This window comes from Stenotrophomonas sp. YJH_SMC_82, assembly GCF_059368875.1.
On sequence record NZ_JCAFSE010000002.1, the window covers coordinates 329871 to 348585 of the forward strand.

16 protein-coding genes are annotated in these 18715 nt (G+C 66.4%); 6 read left to right on the forward strand and 10 right to left on the reverse strand.

The genetic code is table 11. From position 1 onward, the window contains the following. Positions 1-19: 19 nt before the first annotated feature. Positions 20-2041: an esterase/lipase family protein gene (locus tag AC5P53_RS09140; RefSeq protein ID WP_495227309.1), complete on the forward strand. Its 2022-nt coding sequence runs from the start codon at positions 20-22 to the stop codon at positions 2039-2041. A gap of 18 nt (positions 2042-2059) precedes the next feature. On the opposite strand, the gene AC5P53_RS09145 is transcribed toward AC5P53_RS09140, so the two are convergent. After that, a complete protein-coding gene (locus AC5P53_RS09145; RefSeq protein WP_495227311.1) occupies positions 2060-3283 on the reverse strand; it encodes a cytochrome P450 in 1224 nt (407 codons plus the stop codon). A gap of 379 nt (positions 3284-3662) precedes the next feature. Between AC5P53_RS09145 and hchA the strand changes: the two genes are divergently transcribed. Both hchA and AC5P53_RS09155 read left to right on the forward strand, forming a co-directional pair. Next, positions 3663-4535 carry a glyoxalase III HchA gene (hchA, locus tag AC5P53_RS09150; RefSeq protein ID WP_495227312.1) on the forward strand — a complete coding sequence of 291 codons (873 nt, stop codon included), beginning with the start codon at positions 3663-3665 and terminating at the stop codon, positions 4533-4535. A gap of 4 nt (positions 4536-4539) precedes the next feature. Beyond that, complete coding sequence (locus tag AC5P53_RS09155) at positions 4540-5244, forward strand: PA1136 family autoinducer-binding transcriptional regulator (RefSeq protein ID WP_495227313.1); 705 nt, start codon at positions 4540-4542, stop codon at positions 5242-5244. 20 nt (positions 5245-5264) lie between these two features. On the opposite strand, the gene AC5P53_RS09160 is transcribed toward AC5P53_RS09155, so the two are convergent. Next, the gene (locus AC5P53_RS09160; RefSeq protein WP_495227315.1) at positions 5265-6491 is read right to left on the reverse strand and encodes a cytochrome P450; all 1227 of its coding nucleotides are present in this window, start codon (positions 6489-6491) and stop codon (positions 5265-5267) included. 400 nt (positions 6492-6891) lie between these two features. On the opposite strand from AC5P53_RS09160, the gene AC5P53_RS09165 reads away from it, so the two are divergent. Then, on the forward strand, positions 6892-7749 hold the full coding sequence (locus AC5P53_RS09165; protein ID WP_053495141.1) for an endonuclease/exonuclease/phosphatase family protein: 858 nt from the start codon (positions 6892-6894) through the stop codon (positions 7747-7749). Between the two features lie 19 nt (positions 7750-7768). Here the strand turns inward: AC5P53_RS09165 and AC5P53_RS09170 are convergent, their stop codons facing one another. After that, positions 7769-8032: a hypothetical protein gene (locus AC5P53_RS09170; RefSeq protein ID WP_032959134.1), complete on the reverse strand. Its 264-nt coding sequence runs from the start codon at positions 8030-8032 to the stop codon at positions 7769-7771. Between the two features lie 140 nt (positions 8033-8172). On the opposite strand from AC5P53_RS09170, the gene AC5P53_RS09175 reads away from it, so the two are divergent. Continuing rightward, positions 8173-8550 carry a VOC family protein gene (locus tag AC5P53_RS09175; protein WP_014646791.1) on the forward strand — a complete coding sequence of 126 codons (378 nt, stop codon included), beginning with the start codon at positions 8173-8175 and terminating at the stop codon, positions 8548-8550. A gap of 41 nt (positions 8551-8591) precedes the next feature. Here the strand turns inward: AC5P53_RS09175 and AC5P53_RS09180 are convergent, their stop codons facing one another. The 6 genes from AC5P53_RS09180 to AC5P53_RS09205 all read right to left on the reverse strand — a co-directional run bounded on the left by AC5P53_RS09180 (position 8592) and on the right by AC5P53_RS09205 (position 16416). Continuing rightward, on the reverse strand, positions 8592-10013 hold the full coding sequence (locus AC5P53_RS09180; protein ID WP_088375443.1) for an efflux transporter outer membrane subunit: 1422 nt from the start codon (positions 10011-10013) through the stop codon (positions 8592-8594). Continuing rightward, the gene (locus AC5P53_RS09185) at positions 10007-10744 is read right to left on the reverse strand and encodes an SDR family oxidoreductase (protein ID WP_014646789.1); all 738 of its coding nucleotides are present in this window, start codon (positions 10742-10744) and stop codon (positions 10007-10009) included. Before AC5P53_RS09185 ends, AC5P53_RS09180 begins: the two co-directional genes overlap by 7 nt. A 64-nt stretch (positions 10745-10808) precedes the next feature. Next, positions 10809-13979 carry an efflux RND transporter permease subunit gene (locus AC5P53_RS09190; protein ID WP_053495139.1) on the reverse strand — a complete coding sequence of 1057 codons (3171 nt, stop codon included), beginning with the start codon at positions 13977-13979 and terminating at the stop codon, positions 10809-10811. Positions 13980-14106: 127 nt separating this feature from the next. Further along, on the reverse strand, positions 14107-15330 hold the full coding sequence (locus AC5P53_RS09195) for an efflux RND transporter periplasmic adaptor subunit (RefSeq protein WP_014646787.1): 1224 nt from the start codon (positions 15328-15330) through the stop codon (positions 14107-14109). A gap of 91 nt (positions 15331-15421) precedes the next feature. Continuing rightward, positions 15422-16192, reverse strand: coding sequence for an SDR family NAD(P)-dependent oxidoreductase (locus AC5P53_RS09200; protein WP_495227318.1), 771 nt, complete (start codon positions 16190-16192; stop codon positions 15422-15424). Then, positions 16189-16416: a hypothetical protein gene (locus AC5P53_RS09205; RefSeq protein WP_495227320.1), complete on the reverse strand. Its 228-nt coding sequence runs from the start codon at positions 16414-16416 to the stop codon at positions 16189-16191. The genes AC5P53_RS09200 and AC5P53_RS09205 overlap by 4 nt, the downstream gene beginning before the upstream one ends. Before the next feature lie 147 nt (positions 16417-16563). On the opposite strand from AC5P53_RS09205, the gene AC5P53_RS09210 reads away from it, so the two are divergent. Beyond that, entirely contained in the window at positions 16564-17595 is a 1032-nt protein-coding gene (locus AC5P53_RS09210) for a LysR family transcriptional regulator (RefSeq protein ID WP_032959145.1), read from the forward strand. Positions 17596-17918: 323 nt separating this feature from the next. On the opposite strand, the gene AC5P53_RS09215 is transcribed toward AC5P53_RS09210, so the two are convergent. Next, a complete protein-coding gene (locus AC5P53_RS09215) occupies positions 17919-18614 on the reverse strand; it encodes a YiaD family glycine zipper/OmpA-like lipoprotein (protein WP_014646784.1) in 696 nt (231 codons plus the stop codon). Positions 18615-18715 lie beyond the last annotated feature (101 nt).

Consider the following 18715-nt stretch of genomic DNA (forward strand, 5'->3'; position numbering starts at 1 on the left):
CACCGCGCAGGAGCATCGTATGGCTACCACGGGCATGGGCTTCATCGGCCGCACGACCCTCATCATCACCGTGCTGCTCACCCTGGGGGGCTGCGCGACGCTGCGCCAGTTCGGGCCGTCGGTGCAGGTCGCCTCGGTCACGCCCGGCCAGTACATCGCGCTCAAGCGCGGTGACATCCTCACCTCCGGCAAGCTCAGCGCGGCGACCACCGAGACCCTGCGCGTGGCCGGGCTCGATGAGGGCGTCTGTGCCAAGCCCGGCCTGCCGTGCATCGAGGCCATGGAAAGCAGCATCGTGGTGCGCGAGGAAGACAAGCGCTCCAGCCTGGCCGAGTTGTGGCTGCAGCATGCGATGACCCTGCCGGCACCGAAGCGCGAGTACTCGGCATCCGGCCGCGCCAAGACCGCGATCACCGAACTGGATGCCGACTTCCAGCCGCGCCTCGATGCGTGGATGCAGGTCGCGCGCCAGGCCTATGCCTATCTGTTCTTCACCGAGCGCACCGCCAACCAGCGTGGTTTCGAGGACCGCCAGACCCAGGTGCGCGACTACTACAACCTGGCTGTGCAGGAAGCCTCGGTGCAGCTGTACAACGCGTACGCCACCGGGCGCGTGCACAGCCAGGCCAGCCATTTCCAGCTGGGCCGCTGGACCTTCGTGCTGGCCCCTTCAGGCGAAGCATCGCCGCTGGACACGCGCACCCCCACCGAGCTGGTACCGGCGGCCTCGCTGTCGTTCACCGGCACGCTGCGCAGCGTGCATCGCCGCGATGGCTTCGGTGCCGAGCTGGTGGCGGTGATGGACGATCCGGCTGGCAGCACGGCCACCCCGCCTTCGGCAGCGACGCCCGCCGCGCAGGCAAGCACCCCGGCCGCGCAGAGCTGGAGCGAGATGCCCTCGCCTTCGATGACGGTGCTGCTGCGCTTCTCGGGAAAGAACCTGTGGGAAGTGCTGCACGACGACGAGCCGGAACTGGAGATCCACGATCCCTACCAGGTCTCGGAAGTAACCCTGCACGGCCAGCAGGTGCCGTTGGCGGCCAACTTCACTGCGGGCTACGCACTGTGGCTGGCGCGCTCCAACTTCAGCCAGCAGTCGCTGCGCTCGTTGTTTGGTGGCAAGGGCGGCATCGACGCGCCGCATCTGTACATGATGCAGCCCTACGACCCGAACCGCCGCGTGCTGTTGATGATCCATGGCCTGGCCAGCAGTCCCGAGGCCTGGGTGAACGTGGCCAACGAACTGATGCGCGACGACGAGATCCGCCAGGACTTCCAGGTCTGGCAGTTCTACTACCCGACCAACATGCCCATCGCGATGAGCCACGATGCGATGCGCCACACGCTGGCCGAAGTGCTCAAGCACTTCGACCCCAGCGGCAAGGCGCAGGCCTCGCATGACATGGTGCTGGTCGGGCACAGCATGGGCGGGGTGATCGCGCGGTTGATGGTCTCTTCCTCCGGCGACCACCTGGTCGACACCCTGCTGGCCACCGCGCAGATGACGCCCGCCCAGCGCGAGCTGCTGCGCACCAAGGGCGCGCCAGTACTGACCTTCCTGCCGGAACCGGAAGTATCGCGGGTGGTTTTCATCGCCACACCGCATCGCGGCACCGACGTGGCCGGTACCCGCCTCGGCCGCTGGATCGGCCGCCTGGTACGGCTGCCGCTGACCGTGCTGGAGGACGTGGCGACGCTGGCCAACGACGGCCAGATCGATCGCAACGATGGCAAGCACGGCTACCAGATGAACAGCATCCAGAATCTGGACAAGGACGACCCGTTCGTCCGTGCCGTGGCCGACCTGCCGATGTCACCGAAGGTGCACTACCACTCGATCATCGCCCGCGCCAAGGCCGATGGCCCACTGGAAAAAACCGATGACGGGCTGGTTCCCTACTGGAGCTCACACCTGCCACACGCCGTTTCGGAGAAGGTGATCGTGTCCGGTCACAGCGTGCAGGAAGCCTCGCCGGCCATCATCGAGCTGCGGCGGATCCTGCATGAGGACATGCAGGAACACGGGCGTACGGCAAAGTAAGCCGTCCGCCCCTGCAGATCAGGCACCGGCCGTATGGCGCGAGAACGTGCCGTGCAGCGCCGCGGGAATCGCGAAGCCTTCCATGCGCACCTCGGGCCGGTAGTCGGCGCTGGGGGTGAAACGGAATTCGCGCGCCAGCAGCGAACACAGCAGTACCAGTTGCGCGTTGCCCACCGCCGATCCCACGCACGAGCGCGTGGGGAAGCCATAAGGCACATAGATGCCGGCGGTGCGCTTGCGCCGCTCGGGCAGCCAGCGATCGGGATCGAACTGCAGCGGGTCATCCCAGTATTTCGCCGAGCGATGCTGGATGAACGAGCTCAGCTCGAACACCGTGCCCTCGGCGATGGCCTGCCCTTCCACCTGCAGATCGCAGGCGGCCACCCGACGGTTGTTGAAGGGCGTGGAATACAGTCGCATCACTTCCTTCAGGAAGCGCATCGTGCAGGGAATCCTGGCCATCGGCAGCGCATGGATCTCCGCATCCGAGAGCGGCGCGAATTCCTCCTCGATGCGCTGGCGCCAGCGCGGATGCATCTGCATCGCCAGCAGCAGGCAGGCGGCCATCATGCCAGGCACGCCGGAAATGGCGATCAGCTGCACGGTGACCAGGTAGGTGACCTTGTCCAGGCCGATGCGCTCGCGCAGGCTCAGCAATGACTGCGCGTAGTCCAGCGCCGAACGTCCGCTGCGGACCCGGCGCTTGAGTTCGGCGGCGATCGCCCGCGATTCGCCGCGACCGATGAGGAAGTTGCGCAGCAGATGACGCCGATGGATGACCTGCTCGACCTGGGTGGTATAGCGCAGATGCAGGGCGCGTTCGATGGCCGCGGTGCCGCGCGCGTCGAGCCCATCGATCACCAGTGGCACCAGCGGATGCGCCATCACCTTCCACACGGCTGGCGTGGCATCCAGCTCGCGCCCGCACAGTGCGTCCAATGCCTGCCGCATGCGCGACTGCAACGCCTCCAGAGTCTGTGCACTGGTGAGCTCAGCACTGCGCGTGGCAATCAGGCTGCGCACTTCGGTCCAGCGCACGCGTTCGTGCCGGCGGAACAGGTCGGCCAGCGACTCGACCACGAACAGGTGCTCGGAATTCTCCTTGTCGACCTTGCCGGCCAGTTCCGGGCAGAACACCCCGATACCGCCGGTTTCCAGTTTCAGCACCGGCCCTTCGCGCTCCACGCGCGCAGCCAGGCGCTCGGCAGCAATGGCGCTGCCTTCATTCGACATCCCTTGCATGCAGTGCGTCTCCGGCAGGAAGGGACTCGAAAGACGAGTCCCTTCGTCTTGCTACCGCTCAATCGCGGGGTTGCCCCGCGGGATCAGAACTCGACCCAGAGCGGCCAGGTATTCCACACACTGCTCTTCTCGTTCGGATGGATATTCAGAGTGACGCGCAATGCTCGGGCGAATCTTTTCATTTTCATTCCTTTGCTTGCTGTGTGGTTATGCCGGGATTATCCCGGCACCGGCTAGATAACACGACATAATCCCCCTGTCCAACCGGCCGGGTGGCGCACCGCAGCATCCGGGTGGTGGTCCATTGAGGGGAATCCCTCATCGCGCCTGCGCATGCGGCCTCCTATGCTGGGCTCACTTTCCCCCAACGGAGGTCCGCATGAACACGCAAGAGCCCAGCCGCCAGCCCAGCCCCGATCCGGCCGAGCGCGATGCCTTCTTCCCGTCGCCGTACTCGCTCTCGCAGTTCACATCGCCCAGGAGCGACCTGTCCGGGGCCGACTATCCGGATGCACGCCGCGATGGCCGCTGGAAGGTGCTGATGATCGCCGCCGACGAGCGTTATCTGCCGACCGCCAATGGCCACCTGTTCTCCACCGGCAACCACCCAGTGGAAACCCTGCTGCCGATGTACCACCTGGACAAGGCCGGCTTCGACATCGACGTGGCGACGCTGTCCGGCAACGCCGTGAAGTTCGAGTGGTGGGCCTTCCCGCGCGAGGACCGCGAAATCGGCGCACTGTACGAACGCTACGAGGCGCGCTTCCGCCAGCCGTTGCAACTGGGCGAGGTGGTGGCTGGCCTGGGGGCCGATTCAGACTATGCCGCCATCTTCATTCCCGGTGGCCATGGCGCATTGATCGGCCTGCCCGGGAGCGCGGCGGTGAAGGCCACGCTGCAGTGGGCCATGGCCGGGCAGCGCCACATCATCACGCTCTGCCATGGCCCGGCGGCGCTGCTGGCGGCGGGCGTCGACGAAGCCGACGGTGGCTCGCTGTTCCGTGGTTACCGCATCTGCGCCTTCCCCGACGCAATGGACCGGCAGACACCGGAGATCGGCTACATGCCGGGGCAGCTGCGTTGGTTCTTCGGTGAACGCCTGGCGCAGCAGGGCGTGCAGATCGTCAACGAGGGGATTGATGGCAGCGTGCTGCAGGATCGCCTGCTGCTGACCGGCGACAGCCCGCTGGCCGGCAACGCGTTGGGCAAGCTGGCCGCACGTACGCTGCTCGATGCACTGGCGGGGCGCTGAGCCCATGCCTGCGCTGGTGCCCGCGCTGCTGGAACTGGAACAGGCGCGGTCACTGCCCGCGGTGGGCGGCGTACTGCGCGCCGCCGCCTCACCCCTGGGCTACGATCGACTGCTGGTGTTTGCCACCGGAACCGGGTTGGACCGCGACGCGCAGCGTGTGTACTGGATCGAGGGCGACTGGTTCGATGACGGCAGCGATACCGCACTCGCCCGCTACCTGCATGCCTGCCCGGTCAACCGTCATGTGCTGGACAGCAATGCGCCGTTCTTCTGGAGCAAGCGCCAGGGCATGCGCGGCGAACGCTATCAGGTGGTGAGCCAGCCGCGCGGCGATGGCCTGCATGGATTACAGGTTCCGGTGTTCGGCCCGACCGGCCTGGAGGGTGCGGTCAGTTTCGCCGGCACCTCGATTGATGCATCCGCCAGCGCGCGCCTGCTGCTGGAATTGGTCGGAACGTCAGCCTTCCGTGCGGCGCGCCAGCTCGCCGAGGCGCCCGCGGATGTTCGCGCAGGCGCGTTGAGCGCACGCGAACGCGAGGTGCTGCGCTGGGTCGCCGCTGGACGGCGCCAGGCGGAGATCGCGGCCACGCTGGGGCTGTCTGCACGCACGGTGGAGAACCACCTGCGGCGAGCGCGACAACGGCTCGGCGTGGCCACCACCGCGCAGGCGGTGCGCGCGGCAGGCCGCAGTGGCGAGATTGAAGACTGAGCCAGGCAGTACAGATGCTGTCAGGCGTGCCGCGGCGTCAGCGTACCGATGAAATCGACCGGAATGGCGAAGCCTTCCAGCTGCATCCACGGCGTGGGCTCATCCTGCACCGTCAACTCGAAATCGCGGGTCACCAATGCGCAGAACAGCAGCAGCTGCGCGTGGCCGACCGCACTGCCGATGCAGGCCCGCGAGGAAAATCCGAAGGGCACGTAGGCGCCCTTGTTGGCCTGGCGTCGCTCCGGCAACCAGCGATCAGGATCGAAGCTGTCCGGGTTCTGCCAGTACTCCGGCGAATGATGCTGGAAGTAGGACGACAACTCGTATGCCCCGCCCTTGCGGATGCACACGCCCTCGATGTCGATATCGTGCGAGGCCGGACGATGCAGGGCGAACAGTCCCGGCCACAGCCGCAGGGTTTCCTTGACGAAACGCGACGTGCACGGCAGCGACTTGATCGGCAGCGCATACAACTGCTCCAGGCTCAGCGCCGAGGTTTCCTCGCGGATGCGCGCCTGCCAGTGCGGAAATCGATGCATCGCGTACAGCAGGCTGGCCGCCGTGATGCCCGGCAGGCCCGACATGCCGGCCAGCACCATCGACACCAGATAGGCCACGCGGTCCACCCCGACCCCCTGCACCAGCGGCAGCAGGGATTGCAGGAAGTCCTCGCGCGGCACGGTCTGGCGCGCACGACGCCGGATGTGCCGCGACACCGTGCGGGCCGCGCGGCGGGAAAGATGGAAGTCGATGATCCGCCGCCAGAACGAGAAGTTCTGCAGCACGATGGCGTTGTATCGGGTCTTCTGCTCACCGATGAGCGCATCGACGTCGGATCGACTGAGGCCGTCGATCAGCATCGGCAACAGCGACTGCGAGATCGTCCACCAGCTCAGTTCGCTGAGGTCATGCGGCCTGTCCGCGCGCTGGGCAAGGAAGCCGTGCATGCGCGTGTAGAGGTCGCGCATGTGGCCGGGACTGGCCAGCCGCCCGGCCTGCTCGCTCAGCAACGCCCGCACCTCGCGCCACGCAACAGGGTCCCTGCCACTGCGCAGCCCGAGAAAATCAATCAGTGAATCCGGTACGGTGTGCTGGTCGGTGTTGGCCTTGTCGATCCTGACCGCCAGGGCCGGATCAAAGATGCCGACGACATCATTGTTGAAGCGCAGTACCGGCCCTTCGCGACGCACGCGTTCGAGCAGGTCGTCGATGGAAACCACTTCCGCATCCGCTGCACGCTCATCCATGCCCTGCCTCCAATGCCAGGGAAGATCATCGACCCTCCCTGGCGATGTCATCGAATACGTGGAGTCCTTCCGGTCAGAAGATATTCCAGTAGCGATACTTGGAACGGATGCACTGCGTGGAATTGTCCGAACGCAGGTTCAGCGACACCTGCAGGGCGCGAATCAATCGTGTCATGGCACAGCTCCTTGTGGTTCCGTTGATGGTTGCTGCGGTGCCGGGTTCAGTGGCCGGCAGCGCCGTTCTAGCACGCAGGCCCGCGCGGGCGGGTCAATGCGCTGTCAAGGCCCTGCTGAATACGCCGCGGCGACCGGCGGATACCGCCAGCGCGCGCACAGCCATGAACAGGCAATCCGTGCGATGCTCCATGAAACCGTTTTCATGGAATGGAGGGATTCCACGATGTTGTCGCGTTTCCGTCGCCCTGTACTGTCTGCGCTGCTGGCGCTTGCCCTGCCTGCGACCAGCGCCTGGGCCGCAGCCCCCGCGCCGTTGAAGGTGATGTCGTTCAATGTGCGCACCCCGGCCGATACCGAGCCGGGCAAGCGCTGGCCCGACCGTCGCGACGCGATGGTGAAGGTCATCCTCGATGCGCACCCGGCGGTAGTCGGCACCCAGGAACTGGTGCAGGAGCAGGCCGAGTACCTGGCAGGACACCTCCCCGGCTACCGCTGGTTCGGCGAGGGCCGCCGCGGCGGCAGCGGCGACGAGCACATGGGCGTGTTCTACGACAGCAAGGTGCTGGCGATCGAGGAATCAGGCAACTTCTGGTTGTCCGATACGCCCGATGTGCCCGGCAGCATCACCTGGGGCAACCTGTATCCACGCATGGTCACCTGGGCGCTGTTCCGCCGCATCGACGACGGCCGCCGCTTCTACTTCATGAACACCCACCTGCCCTACCGCGACGAAGACGAGCCGCGGCGGGTCAAGGGTGCCGAACTGATCGGCAAGCGCGTGGCAAACCTGCCGGCCGATCTGCCCGTCGTGCTGACCGGCGACTTCAACAGCGAACCCGGCGGCGACACCTACAAGGCATTCACCCGCGTGCTGCAGGACACCCGTACCCAGGTGAAGGCTCCGCAGGGCCCGCGGCTGACCTTCCACGATTTCACCGGCAAGGCCACCGTGCAGCTGGACTGGGTCCTGGTGCGCGGCTTCCATGCGCGCAGCTTCCTGACCGATGACCGCCGCATCGGTGGCGTGCTGCCATCGGATCATTTCCCGCTGGTGGTCGAACTGGACTGGCCCAGGCACTGAGCAGCCACGGCAGCCGCCGCTACGGCGGTGGCTGCCGCGACAGCAGGCGATACAGCGCCTGATGCTGGTCGCGCGCCTGGCAGATGCGGGCCCCGATCGCCAGGAACACGGCCACGCCAATCAGGCCCAGCCCCAACATCGAATCCTGCAGGCGCAGGAAACCGACCGCCGCCGCCATCGTCGCCAGCACCAGCAGCACCACGACCGCCACTGACAGACCCGCACCGGGTGGACCCGGATCGCCGAACAACATCCGTTGGGTATCCCGCCTTCCATCCGCCATCGCCTGTCCTCCCGAGTGCCTGACCCACTTGTTACACGTCGGGCCGGCATTCCGGCAGAGTCAGAAACGTCACGAAGGTGAAGATGTACGCGGAACGCATCGCGTTACCCTGCCTCCTCCCCCGAACTGCGGAGCAGGACATGGCCCACCAGAGCCGGCTGGCTGGATTCATCATCGACTGCCAGGACCTTCCCGCCGACGCAGGTGCCGGTTTCTGGGCCGCCGCGCTCGGCCTGCAGGCACAGGCGGCGCGTGTCGAAGGGGGCGCCGAGTATGCCGACCTGCTGGGTGCACCGGCGGGCTTGAACGTGGAAGTCCAGCGGGTCGATCACCCGTCACGGGTGCACCTGGACATCGAGAGCGACGACATCGATGCCGAGGCCGACCGCCTGGAGAAGCTCGGCGCGCGCCGGATAGGCTTCGTCAAACGCTGGTGGGTGATGGAAGCACCGACCGGCCATCGCTTCTGCATCGTGCGCATGCGCGAGCGCGAGGTGCCGGCCAATCAGTGGCCCTGAAAGCAGGAGGGGACGGAAGCCACTGCCTCCGTCCCCTGCGGTTACTGCACCTGCGCCACGCTCGGTTGCTGCGGTGATTGCCCCCAGCCGCCCAGCGCCTTGTACACGCCCACCACGCTGACATTGACTTCGGACTCGGCCGCCGCCAGGGCGTCATCGGCCGCCAGCTGCGTGCGCTGCGCATCCAGCAGGGTCAGGAAGTCTTCCGAGCCTTCGCGATAGCGGATCTGTGCCAGTGATTCGGCACGCCGTGCGGCCTGTGCCTGCTCGACCACGATCGCCAGCCGTGCCTGCTGCTTGGAATAGCGGGTCAGCGCGTTCTCGGTATCTTCCAGCGCCAGCAGCACGGCCTGCTCGTACTGCGCGGCCACGCCTTCGGCTTCAGCCTTGCTGGCACGCAGGCGTGCACGCACGGTACCGAAGTCGAATGCTGCCCAGCTCAGCGACGGGGTCAGCGACCAGGCCTTGTTGTTGCCATTGACCAGGCCACTGGCATCGCCGCCGAGGAACCCGACGAAGCCGGACAGCGACAACCGCGGGAACAGGTCCGCGGTGGCCACGCCCACGCGTGCGGTCGCAGCCGCCAGGCGACGCTCGGCCGCGCGCACGTCGGCGCGCTGGCGCAGCAGTTCGCGGGTATCGCCCAGCGGCAGCGCCTTGGCGAAGGCCGGCACGTCGTGCGGCGCGAGCATGTCGGTCAGCACTTCCGGGCGCTGGCCGAGCAGCACGGCCAGCCGGTTGCGCGACTGCGCCTCGGCCACTTCCAGCAACGGGATGTCGGCCTCGATCGCCTTCAGGCGGGCGCGGCTGCTCTGCACATCCAGCTCGCTTCCCGCGCCCAGTTCCCAGCGCGCCTCGGTCAGCTTCTGCGTATCGCGCAGGTTTTCCAGCGTGTGCTGGGCCACCGCGATGCGCTTCTGCGTTCCGCGCAGCTCGAAGTAATTGCGTGCCACTTCGGCGGCGACCAGTACCTGCGCATCGGCCAGGTTGGCCTGCTCGGCACCGAGGTCGGCGCGTGCGGCCTCAGCGGCACGGCGCTTGCGGCCGAACAGATCCAGCTCCCAGCCGGCGTCGAAGCCGAGCTGGTAGCTTTCACTGAACACCCGCTGCCCACCCAGCTGCGGATCGGGTTGCTTGCGGCGGTCGTAGCTGCCGCCAGCGGTGATGTGCGGCGCCTGGTCGAAACGGCTTTCGACGAACACCGCGCGGGCCTGGCTGACGCGGGCCACGGCCACGCGCAGGTCCAGGTTGTCCGACAGGGCGCCATGCACCAGCTGTTCCAGCACCGGATCATCGAACTGCGCCCACCAGCTGGCCACCGGCGAAACGGTGCTGAAGACCGGCTGCTGTGCGCTCTGCAGGACCACCGGTTCCTGCACCGGGGCCTTGTAGTTCGGGCCGACGCTGACACAGCCTGCCAGCACCAGGCTGGAGACGGCCATCGCCAACGTGCGGATCACCATGGCAGCACCTCGCCCAGGTAGGTGAAGCTGCCGCTGGCACCGGATTCGCCGATCAGCGCCATCTGCACGCTGGAGCGCGCGCCTTCGGCGATTTCGATTTCGCCGTTGCCGCCGTTCATGTCGGTCTTCACGTAACCCGGATGCACGGTATTGACCTTGATCGGGGTGTTGCGCAGCTCGTAGGCCAGGCTCAGGGTCCAACTGTTCACCGCGGCCTTGGACGCGTTGTAGGCGGGAATCTTGAAGTCGTAGATGCCCGATGAGGGATCCGCGTGCAGGGTCTGCGAGCCGAGCATGCTCGACACGTTGACGATGCGCCCGGACTTGGCCTGCTTGACCAGCGGCAGGAATGCCTGGGTTACTGCGACCAGCGCATACACGTTGGTGTCGAAGGTACGCTTCCAGGTGTCGAGCGACTGCTCCGACGGCGCCTGCGCCGGGTTCTCGATCATGATGCCGGCATTGTTGACCAGGATGTCGAGGCGGCCGTGACGCTGGCGCACCTGCTCGACCGCTTCGGCGATGCTGGCCGCGTCGGTCACGTCCAGTTGCAGGGCTTCGACCGGCAGGCCTTCAGCCTGCAGCTTCAGTGCCAGCTCCACCGCCGTATCGCGCTTGCGACCGGCCAGCAGCGTATGCACACCTGCCTGGGCCAGCTGGCGCACGGTTTCCAGGCCGATGCCACGGGTGGCGCCGGTGACCAGCGCGATCTTGTTCTGATGGGTATTCATGGATGCATGCCTTGTGAGGGGAAAGCCGCCGCCGGCCAGTGACCGGCGGCGACGGGGTTCCATGTCAGTGGTGGATGGTCGGCTCGCCGTGCTGCACCAGCTGGCCACCGCCGTTGCGGGTGACGAACTTGCGCAGGGCCACGTAGAACACCGGGGTGAGGAACAGGCCGAACAGGGTCACGCCCAGCATGCCCGCGAACACGGTGATACCGGTCACCGAGCGCACCTCGGCACCCGCGCCGTGCGACAGCACCAGCGGCACGGTACCGGCGATGAAGGCGATGGAGGTCATCACGATCGGGCGCAGACGCAGGCGGCAGGCTTCCAGCGCGGCTTCAACGATGCCCTTGCCGCCCATCTCCAGCTCTCTGGCGAATTCGACGATCAGGATCGCGTTCTTGCACGCCAGGCCCATCAGCACCACCAGGCCGACCTGCACGAACACGTTGTTGTCGCCACCGGTCAGCCACACGCCGAACAGCGCGGACAGCAGGGTCATCGGCACGATCAGGATCACCGCCAGCGGCAGCGACCAGCTCTCGTACAGCGCGGCCAGCACCAGGAAGGCCAGCATGATCGCCACCGGGAACACGATGAAGGCCGCCTTGCCCTGGGTCGCCTGCTGGTAGCTCAGGTCGGTCCATTCGGTGGTCATGCCCACCGGCAGCACCTTGCCGGCGATCTCGGTCAGCTTGTTCATCGCCTCGGCCGAGGACAGCAGGCGCGGGTCGGCCTCACCGGCCAGGTCTGCTGCCGGATAGCCATTGAAGCGCAGCACCGGGTCCGGGCCGAAGGTCTGCTTGATGGTGACCATCGAACCGATCGGCACCATCTCGCCGCGGTCGTTGCGGGTGCGCAGCTTGCCGATGTCCTCGACCGTCTCGCGGAACGGACCGTCGGCCTGGGCGATCACCTGCCAGGTACGGCCGAACTGGTTGAAGTCGTTGACGTAGGCCGAACCGAGGTAGGTCTGCAGGGTGTCGAACAGCTCAGTGAGCTGCACGCCCTGCGCCTTGGCCTTGACGCGGTCCACTTCGGCATCCAGCTGCGGCACGTTGGCCTGGTAGCTGCTGATCGGGAAGGCCATGCCCGGCGTCTGCGCAACGGTGCCCTGCATTGCCTGCACCGCATTCTGCAGCGCGCCGTAACCCAGGTTGCCACGGTCCTCGATGAACATCTGGTAGCCGTTGCCGTTGCCCAGGCCGAGGATCGGCGGCGGCATCATCGCGAACGCGAAGCCTTCCTGCAGGCCGGCGATCTTCTGGTTGATCTCGGCATTGATCTGTGCGGCGGTGCGGCCATGGCGCTCGGCGAACGGCTTGAGCGGGATGAACGCCACACCGGTGTTCGGCGTGTTGGTGAACTGCAGCGCGTTCAGACCCGGGAACGAGATGGTGTGGGCCACGCCATCGGTTTCCTGGGCGATCTTGGCGACCTTGCGCAGCATTTCATCGGTGCGCGCGATCGACGAACCTTCCGGCAGCTTTACACCGGCGATCAGGTACAGCTTGTCCTGGGTCGGGATGAAGCCCGGCGGCACCAGCTTGAAGATCACGCCGGTACCGACCAGCAGGATCGCGTAGACCACGAACACCGCGCCACGACGGCCGAGGATGCGGGCTACGCCACGCTCGTACTTCTCCGAGCTGGACTTGAAGAAGCGGTTGAACGGACGGAACACCCAGCCGAACAGGCGGTCGATCAGGCGGCTCGGCGCATCCTTCGGAGCACCATGGGCTTTCAGCAGACGCGCGGCCAGGGCCGGCGACAGGGTCAGCGAGTTGATCGCCGAGATCACCGTGGAGATGGCGATGGTGACTGCGAACTGCTTGTAGAACTGGCCGGTGACGCCGGACAGGAAGGCCATCGGCACAAACACGGCACACAGCACCAGCGCGATCGCCACGATCGGGCCGGACACTTCACGCATGGCCTGGTGGGCCGCAGCGGTGGGTGACAGGCCTTCCTCGATGTTGCGCTCGACGTTCTCCACCACCACGATCGCGTCGTCGACCACGATGCCGATCGCCAGCACCAGGCCGAACAGGCTCAACGTGTTGATCGAGAAGCCCAGCAGGTACAGCGCGGCGAAGGTACCCACCACCGACACCGGCACCGCGATCAACGGGATGATCGAGGCACGCCAGGTCTGCAGGAACAGGATCACCACCAGCACCACCAGGGCGATGGCTTCCAGCAGCGTGGAGACCACGGCCTTGATCGAGTCGCGCACGAAGATGGTGGTGTCATACACCGCTTCGTACTTCACGTCGGCCGGCATGGTCTTCTGCATCTCGTCCATCGTCGAGATGACCTGGTCACGAATCTCCAGCGCATTCGCACCGGGCGACTGGAAGATACCGATACCGACCGCGTTCTTGCCATCCAGCTGCGAGCGCAGGGTGTAGTCACCGGCACCCAGTTCAAGGCGGGCCACGTCGGCCAGGCGCACGATCTCGCCATCGGTGCCGCTCTTGAGCACGATGTCGCCGAATTCCTTTTCGGTCTTCAGGCGGCCCTGGGCGTTGATCAGGGTCAGGAACTGGCTGTTCGGCAACGGTTCGGCACCGAGCTGGCCGGCCGAGACCTGCACGTTCTGCTCGCGCATGGCACGCACCACGTCGCTGGCGGTCAGGCCGCGCGAAGCCACCTTGTCCGGATCCAGCCAGGCACGCATGGCGTAGTCGCCGCCGCCGAAGATCTGCGCGTCACCCACGCCCGGAATACGCGCCAGCGCATCCTTGACGTGCAGGCGGGCGTAGTTGCGCAGGTACAGGGTGTCGTACTTGCCTTGCGGCGAGGTCAGGTGCACCACCATCAGGAAGGTTGGCGACTGCTTCTGCGTAGTCACGCCCTGCCGGCGCACGTCCTCGGGCAGGCGCGCCTGCGCCTGCGCCACGCGGTTCTGCACCTTCACCGCCGCCGCGTCCGGATCGGTACCGGGGCGGAAGGTGACGGTCATCTGCAGCACGCCGTCCGAGCCGGCGACCGACTTCAGGTACATCATGCCTTCGACGCCGTTGATCGCTTCTTCAAGCGGCGTGGCGACGGTCTCGGCAATGACCTTGGGGTTGGCGCCCGGATACACCGTGCGCACGACCACCGACGGCGGCACCACTTCGGGGTACTCGCTGATCGGCAGGATTGGAATCGTGATCAGGCCTGCGGCGAAGATCACGATCGACAGCACCGCCGCGAAGATCGGCCTGTCGATGAAGAAACGGGAAAAGTCCATGGAGGAATTCCTGGGAAAGGCGTCCGGCGGGCAACAGCCACCCTGCCCCTCGCCGGGATGACGAAGGCAGGGAAGGCTGCCGCTGGCGCCGGCAGCTAAGCGGGGACGCGGATCAGGAGCCGGCGGATCAGTGGTTCAGGGCGGCGGTGGCATCGCGGCCCGGTGCCGGCGCAGCCTGCGGCTGCATCGCCACGGCCTTGGCCTGCACCGGCATGCCCGGCATGAAGACCTTCTGCACGCCGTCGATGATCACCTTGTCGCCGGCGGCAAGGCCGTGCTCGACAATGCGCAGGCCGTCGGCGGTGCGGCCGAGCTGGATGTCGCGGCGCTGGGCCTTGCCATCCTTGTCTACCACGTAGACGTACTTGCGGTCCTGGTCGGTCAGCACGGCCTTGTCATCGATCAGCATGGCCTGGAACTGGCCGCTGCCAAGCAGCTGCACGCGGGCGAACAGGCCCGGCGTGAACTGGCGGTCGGCGTTGTCCAGCAGCGCACGGACGCGGATGGTGCCGGTGCTGCGGGCCACCTGGTTGTCGAGGAAGTCGACCTTGCCCGCATGCGGGTAGCCCTCTTCGCCGGACAGGCCGACCTTCACCGGCAGCGCGCTGTCACGCTCGCTGGGGCGCTCGCCCTTGCGTGCCATCTGTGCATAGCGCAGGAAGGTGCTTTCGTCGGCATCGAAGTAGACGAACACGGTATCCAGCGAGACCAGCGTGGTCAGCACGCTGGCACTGTCACCGGCGGTGACCAGGTTGCCGGCGGTGACCATCGCGCGGCCGGCGCGGCCGTCGATCGGCGCACGCACCTTGGTGAACTCCAGGTTGAGGCGGGCTGCATCCAGCGCCGCCTGCGCGGCCTGCACGGCGGCGCCGGACTGGTCGGCCGCCGCGCGGCGCTGCTCGGCGGTCTCGGTGGAGATCGCCTGCTGCTCGGACAGCCGCTTGGCACGCTCGGACTCGCTGCGGGCCAGCGTGGCCTGGGTGCGGGCGCGGGCCAGCTCGGCGGCCGCGCGATCGTACTCGGCCTGGTAGCTGCGCGCGTCGATGGTGAAGAGCACTTCGCCCTTCTTCACTTCCTGGCCTTCGACGTAGTTGACCTTGTCGATGTAGCCGGACACGCGCGGGCGCAGTTCAACGCTCTGCACCGCTTCGACGCGGCCGCTGAACTCGTCCCACTGGCTGACCTGCTTGACCAGCACCGGCGCGGCGCTGACCTGCGGCGGCGGCGGAGCACCGGCCTCTTCGGCATGGCCGCCGCTGCAGGCCGCAAGCACGGCCGCGGCGAGGATCGACACGCCGACCATCGCGATGCGATGGCCGAAACGATGTGGGGTGGTATTGGGGGAAGTCATGGCATGCATCCGTACGGAGGGGTGGTACAGCTATATGAGAACGTGTTGCAAAAATCGGCGGCGCATACTGCGACCTCAACCATGGTCGAGGTCAAGCGATGCCCGCGGTATCGCGCCACAGTGGAGGGACATCCAGGTGCAGCAGGCCGCGCGGCAGTTCGGCATCGCTGCTGTCGCAGCGGACGATGGCGCGGTTGTCGCGGCAGCCGTCCAGCAGGGAGACCACACGACGACCGACCAGCAACGAGCTTGGCCACTCGATGCACGCATTGGCCGCGTTGGCCGGGGTGCACACCGGACTGCAGACTTCCAGCATCTGCGCGCGCACACCCAGTGCCTGCGCTTCCTGGTGCACCACCTGCGCGTACATGCGCAGCGCGGCGGTGGTGATCGAGGTCTCGCCGTAGCCCGCCCAGGGCTTGGCGTTGGCGGGGCTGCCGATCATCACGTAGCGGCGTGCATGCACGTTGTCCTGCAGCAGTGGCAGCAGGTGACGCACCGCGTGCACGTGCGGCATCAGGTCGGCCTGCATCGCCCCCAACAGCTCATCGCCATTGCGGTCGGTCACCCGGCCGCGACGGTAGGGGCCACCCATTGCGGCGATGACCGCCGCCAGCGGACGCGGGCGCTGCGCGATGCGTTCGGCCAAGGCACGTGCCGAGCCGTCATCGCTGAGCGAGCCCACCAGCGTCTCCAGGCCAGGCTCGTCGGCGAACTGCTCATGCAGCGCCGCCAGCCGACCCGGGTCGCGGCCAACCACCAGCACCGGGCTGCCGGCTTCCAGCAATGCGCCGACCACGCCCTGGCCGACGGCACCGGTGCCGCCGAGGACCAGGACTTCGGGCGTCAGTATCCCATTCACGGGACATTTCCTCCCAAATCCGGGATAGTCCCGATCCGGCGCAGCCGGTCACCCTTGTGCGGGGCCAGGCGGATGGCACCGCCACGCTGCTGACGCATGGGCGCGGTAAACTCACGAAAGTCCTTGTGTACCAAGGAACTCGGACGGGCTTCGACGGTCATCGCCAGGTCCAGGGTGTTCTGGCCGACATGCCGGAAGCGGGCAAGAATGTTGCGCATGCTCATGGCGAGGGGGCTCCATTTCACGAATGGCGCCACGATAGACCTCAAACCTTTACTTGATTAGTCCTGATTAAGGGGAATAATCATCCCGCTCCCGGTCCAATCGTTCTGTCACGATTGTCCCATCCCCGACGTCCAGGATCCCCGACCATGTCCCACGATCTCAACGAGACGCTGATCTTCGTCAAGGTGGTCGAGCAAGGCAGTTTCATTGCCGCTGCCAAATCGCTCGGCCTGCCCAAGACCACGGTCAGCCGCAAAGTGCAGGAGCTGGAAACGCGCCTGGGCGCGCGGCTGCTGCACCGGACCACCCGCCGCCTCGGCCTGACCGAAGCCGGCTCGATCTACCACGAGCATTGCCAGCGCATCGCGCGCGAGCTGGAAGAAGCCGAAAGCGCGGTGAGCCAGTTGCAGTCCGGCCCGCGCGGCTGGCTGCGCTTCACCGTGCCCTATTCGATCGGCATCACCTGGATCGCCCCGCTGCTGGGCCAGTTCCATGCGCAGTATCCGGAAATCCGCCTGGACATGCACATGGGCAACGAGAAGCTGGACCTGATTGCCGGCGAAGCGGATCTGGCGCTGCGTGTGGGCGCCCTGCCCGATTCCAACCTGGTCGCGCGCAAGCTGGGCAGCCTGCGCACGCAGGTGTTCGCCAGCCCGGCCTACATCGAGCGCTATGGTGAGCCGCTGCATCCGGAAGAACTGCAGTTCCATCGCATCCTGGCGATGCGCAAGCCGTATCACACTGGCAATTCACCGCGCTTCACCTGGCAGCTGGGCGAGAACGGCGGCGAGCTGCGTGACTTCCCGGTCACCCCGCTGATGACCGCCAACGACATGTCTGCGCTTAATGGTGCACTGGTGTGTGGCGAAGGCCTGCTGCTGACCGGTGATGTGATGGCCAAGCCGTTCGTCGAGTCCGGCATGGTACGGCGCGTGCTGGCCGGCTGGACCGGTCCGGAAGTGGACTTCAACGCCGTGTTCGCCGGTGGCCGCCTGGTCTCGCCGAAGGTGCGGGCGTTCGTCGATTTCCTGGTGGAAAAGCTCAACTTCGACGCCAACTACATGCTGGCGCAGTGCCCGGGTGCGAAGCTGGCACAGCAGCAGAAGGCCCAGGAAGACGCGGCGTTGGAGAGCAGCGGCAAGCGCATCCTGGAGAAGGTCGCCGCCTCGGCGGTGTAACCGGCTTCTGTAGAGTCGAGCCATGCTCGACTGCGGTTGGAACGGCGCCGACCAAGGTCGGCGCCGTTCGGAGAAGCCGCGAACGGGAACGCTGTCGGCGTGCCGAGCAAGCTCGGCACCCACAAAATGCCGCCTGCAAGGGCGGCATTTTCGTTCCGGCTGCGTGGCTCTCGGTAGATGCCGACCTTGGTCGGCGCCGTTCGGAGAAGCCGCAACCGGAAGCGCTATCGGCGTGCCGAGCAAGCTCGGCACCTACAGAAAATGCCGCCTGCAAGGGCGGCATTTTCGTTCCGGCCAGGCCGGAACAGCAACAACGCTACGCGTTATTGCTTGAGCGGAATCACGCGGATTTCAACGCGACGGTTTTTGGCACGGCCGGCATCGGTGCTGTTGTCGGCAATCGGATACGACTTGCCAGCCCCCAGCGTTTCGATGCGCACGCTCTGCACGCCTTGGCCGATCAGGTACTGCGCCACCGAATCGGCGCGTTCCTTCGACAGGCGGTTGTTGACCGCGTCGCTGCCGATGCTGTCGGTGTGGCCCACCACTTCGATCATGGTCTGGTTGTACTCGCGCAGCGTACCGGCCACACCGTTGAGCGAGCCGTAGAACTGCGGCTTCAGGGTGGCCTTGCCGAAGTCGAAGGTGATGCCGTCCGGCAGGTTCAGCATGATGTTGTCGCCCTGGCGCTGCACATCGATGCCGGTGTTGGCGGTGCGCTCGCGCAGCGCGCGTTCCTGGCGATCCTGGTACTGGCCGACGGCGGCGCCGCTGAGCGCACCGATACCGGCACCGATCAGTGCGTGCTGACGACGCTCGGTGGCGCTGTCGCCGGTCAGCAAGCCGGCAGCCACACCGATGGCGGTACCGATCAGCGCGTTGCGGCCGGTACGGTTCTGCTGTTCGGTCGGGTTGCCGTACTGGTCGCTCTGCACATAGGAGCCGCCGGTGGCGCAGGCCGACAGGACGGCCGCACTCATCAGGGCCAGTGCGACGTTGCGGGTGGTGTTGCGGATCATGTGGTTCTCCTTGTTTTCCGGTCGGGTCGGCGGCTTACGGGCGCAAAGAGAATAAACAGCCCGATGCGATGTCGGGATGATGATCGGTCGAGGCAACAGGG

Excerpts from the sequence above, each read along its gene's own strand:
- AC5P53_RS09170 (WP_032959134.1), bottom strand. The coding sequence starts at position 8,032 with ATGGCGGATGGAAGGCGGGATACCCAACGGATGTTGTTCGGCGATCCG.
- AC5P53_RS09190 (WP_053495139.1), bottom strand. The coding sequence starts at position 13,979 with ATGGACTTTTCCCGTTTCTTCATCGACAGGCCGATCTTCGCGGCGGTG.
- AC5P53_RS09160 (WP_495227315.1), bottom strand. The coding sequence starts at position 6,491 with ATGGATGAGCGTGCAGCGGATGCGGAAGTGGTTTCCATCGACGACCTG.
- AC5P53_RS09195 (WP_014646787.1), bottom strand. The coding sequence starts at position 15,330 with ATGACTTCCCCCAATACCACCCCACATCGTTTCGGCCATCGCATCGCG.
- AC5P53_RS09175 (WP_014646791.1), top strand. The coding sequence starts at position 8,173 with ATGGCCCACCAGAGCCGGCTGGCTGGATTCATCATCGACTGCCAGGAC.
- AC5P53_RS09165 (WP_053495141.1), top strand. The coding sequence starts at position 6,892 with ATGTTGTCGCGTTTCCGTCGCCCTGTACTGTCTGCGCTGCTGGCGCTT.
- hchA (WP_495227312.1), top strand. The coding sequence starts at position 3,663 with ATGAACACGCAAGAGCCCAGCCGCCAGCCCAGCCCCGATCCGGCCGAG.
- AC5P53_RS09205 (WP_495227320.1), bottom strand. The coding sequence starts at position 16,416 with ATGAGCATGCGCAACATTCTTGCCCGCTTCCGGCATGTCGGCCAGAAC.
- AC5P53_RS09140 (WP_495227309.1), top strand. The coding sequence starts at position 20 with ATGGCTACCACGGGCATGGGCTTCATCGGCCGCACGACCCTCATCATC.
- AC5P53_RS09180 (WP_088375443.1), bottom strand. The coding sequence starts at position 10,013 with ATGGTGATCCGCACGTTGGCGATGGCCGTCTCCAGCCTGGTGCTGGCA.
- AC5P53_RS09215 (WP_014646784.1), bottom strand. The coding sequence starts at position 18,614 with ATGATCCGCAACACCACCCGCAACGTCGCACTGGCCCTGATGAGTGCG.
- AC5P53_RS09145 (WP_495227311.1), bottom strand. The coding sequence starts at position 3,283 with ATGCAAGGGATGTCGAATGAAGGCAGCGCCATTGCTGCCGAGCGCCTG.
- AC5P53_RS09155 (WP_495227313.1), top strand. The coding sequence starts at position 4,540 with ATGCCTGCGCTGGTGCCCGCGCTGCTGGAACTGGAACAGGCGCGGTCA.
- AC5P53_RS09210 (WP_032959145.1), top strand. The coding sequence starts at position 16,564 with ATGTCCCACGATCTCAACGAGACGCTGATCTTCGTCAAGGTGGTCGAG.
- AC5P53_RS09185 (WP_014646789.1), bottom strand. The coding sequence starts at position 10,744 with ATGAATACCCATCAGAACAAGATCGCGCTGGTCACCGGCGCCACCCGT.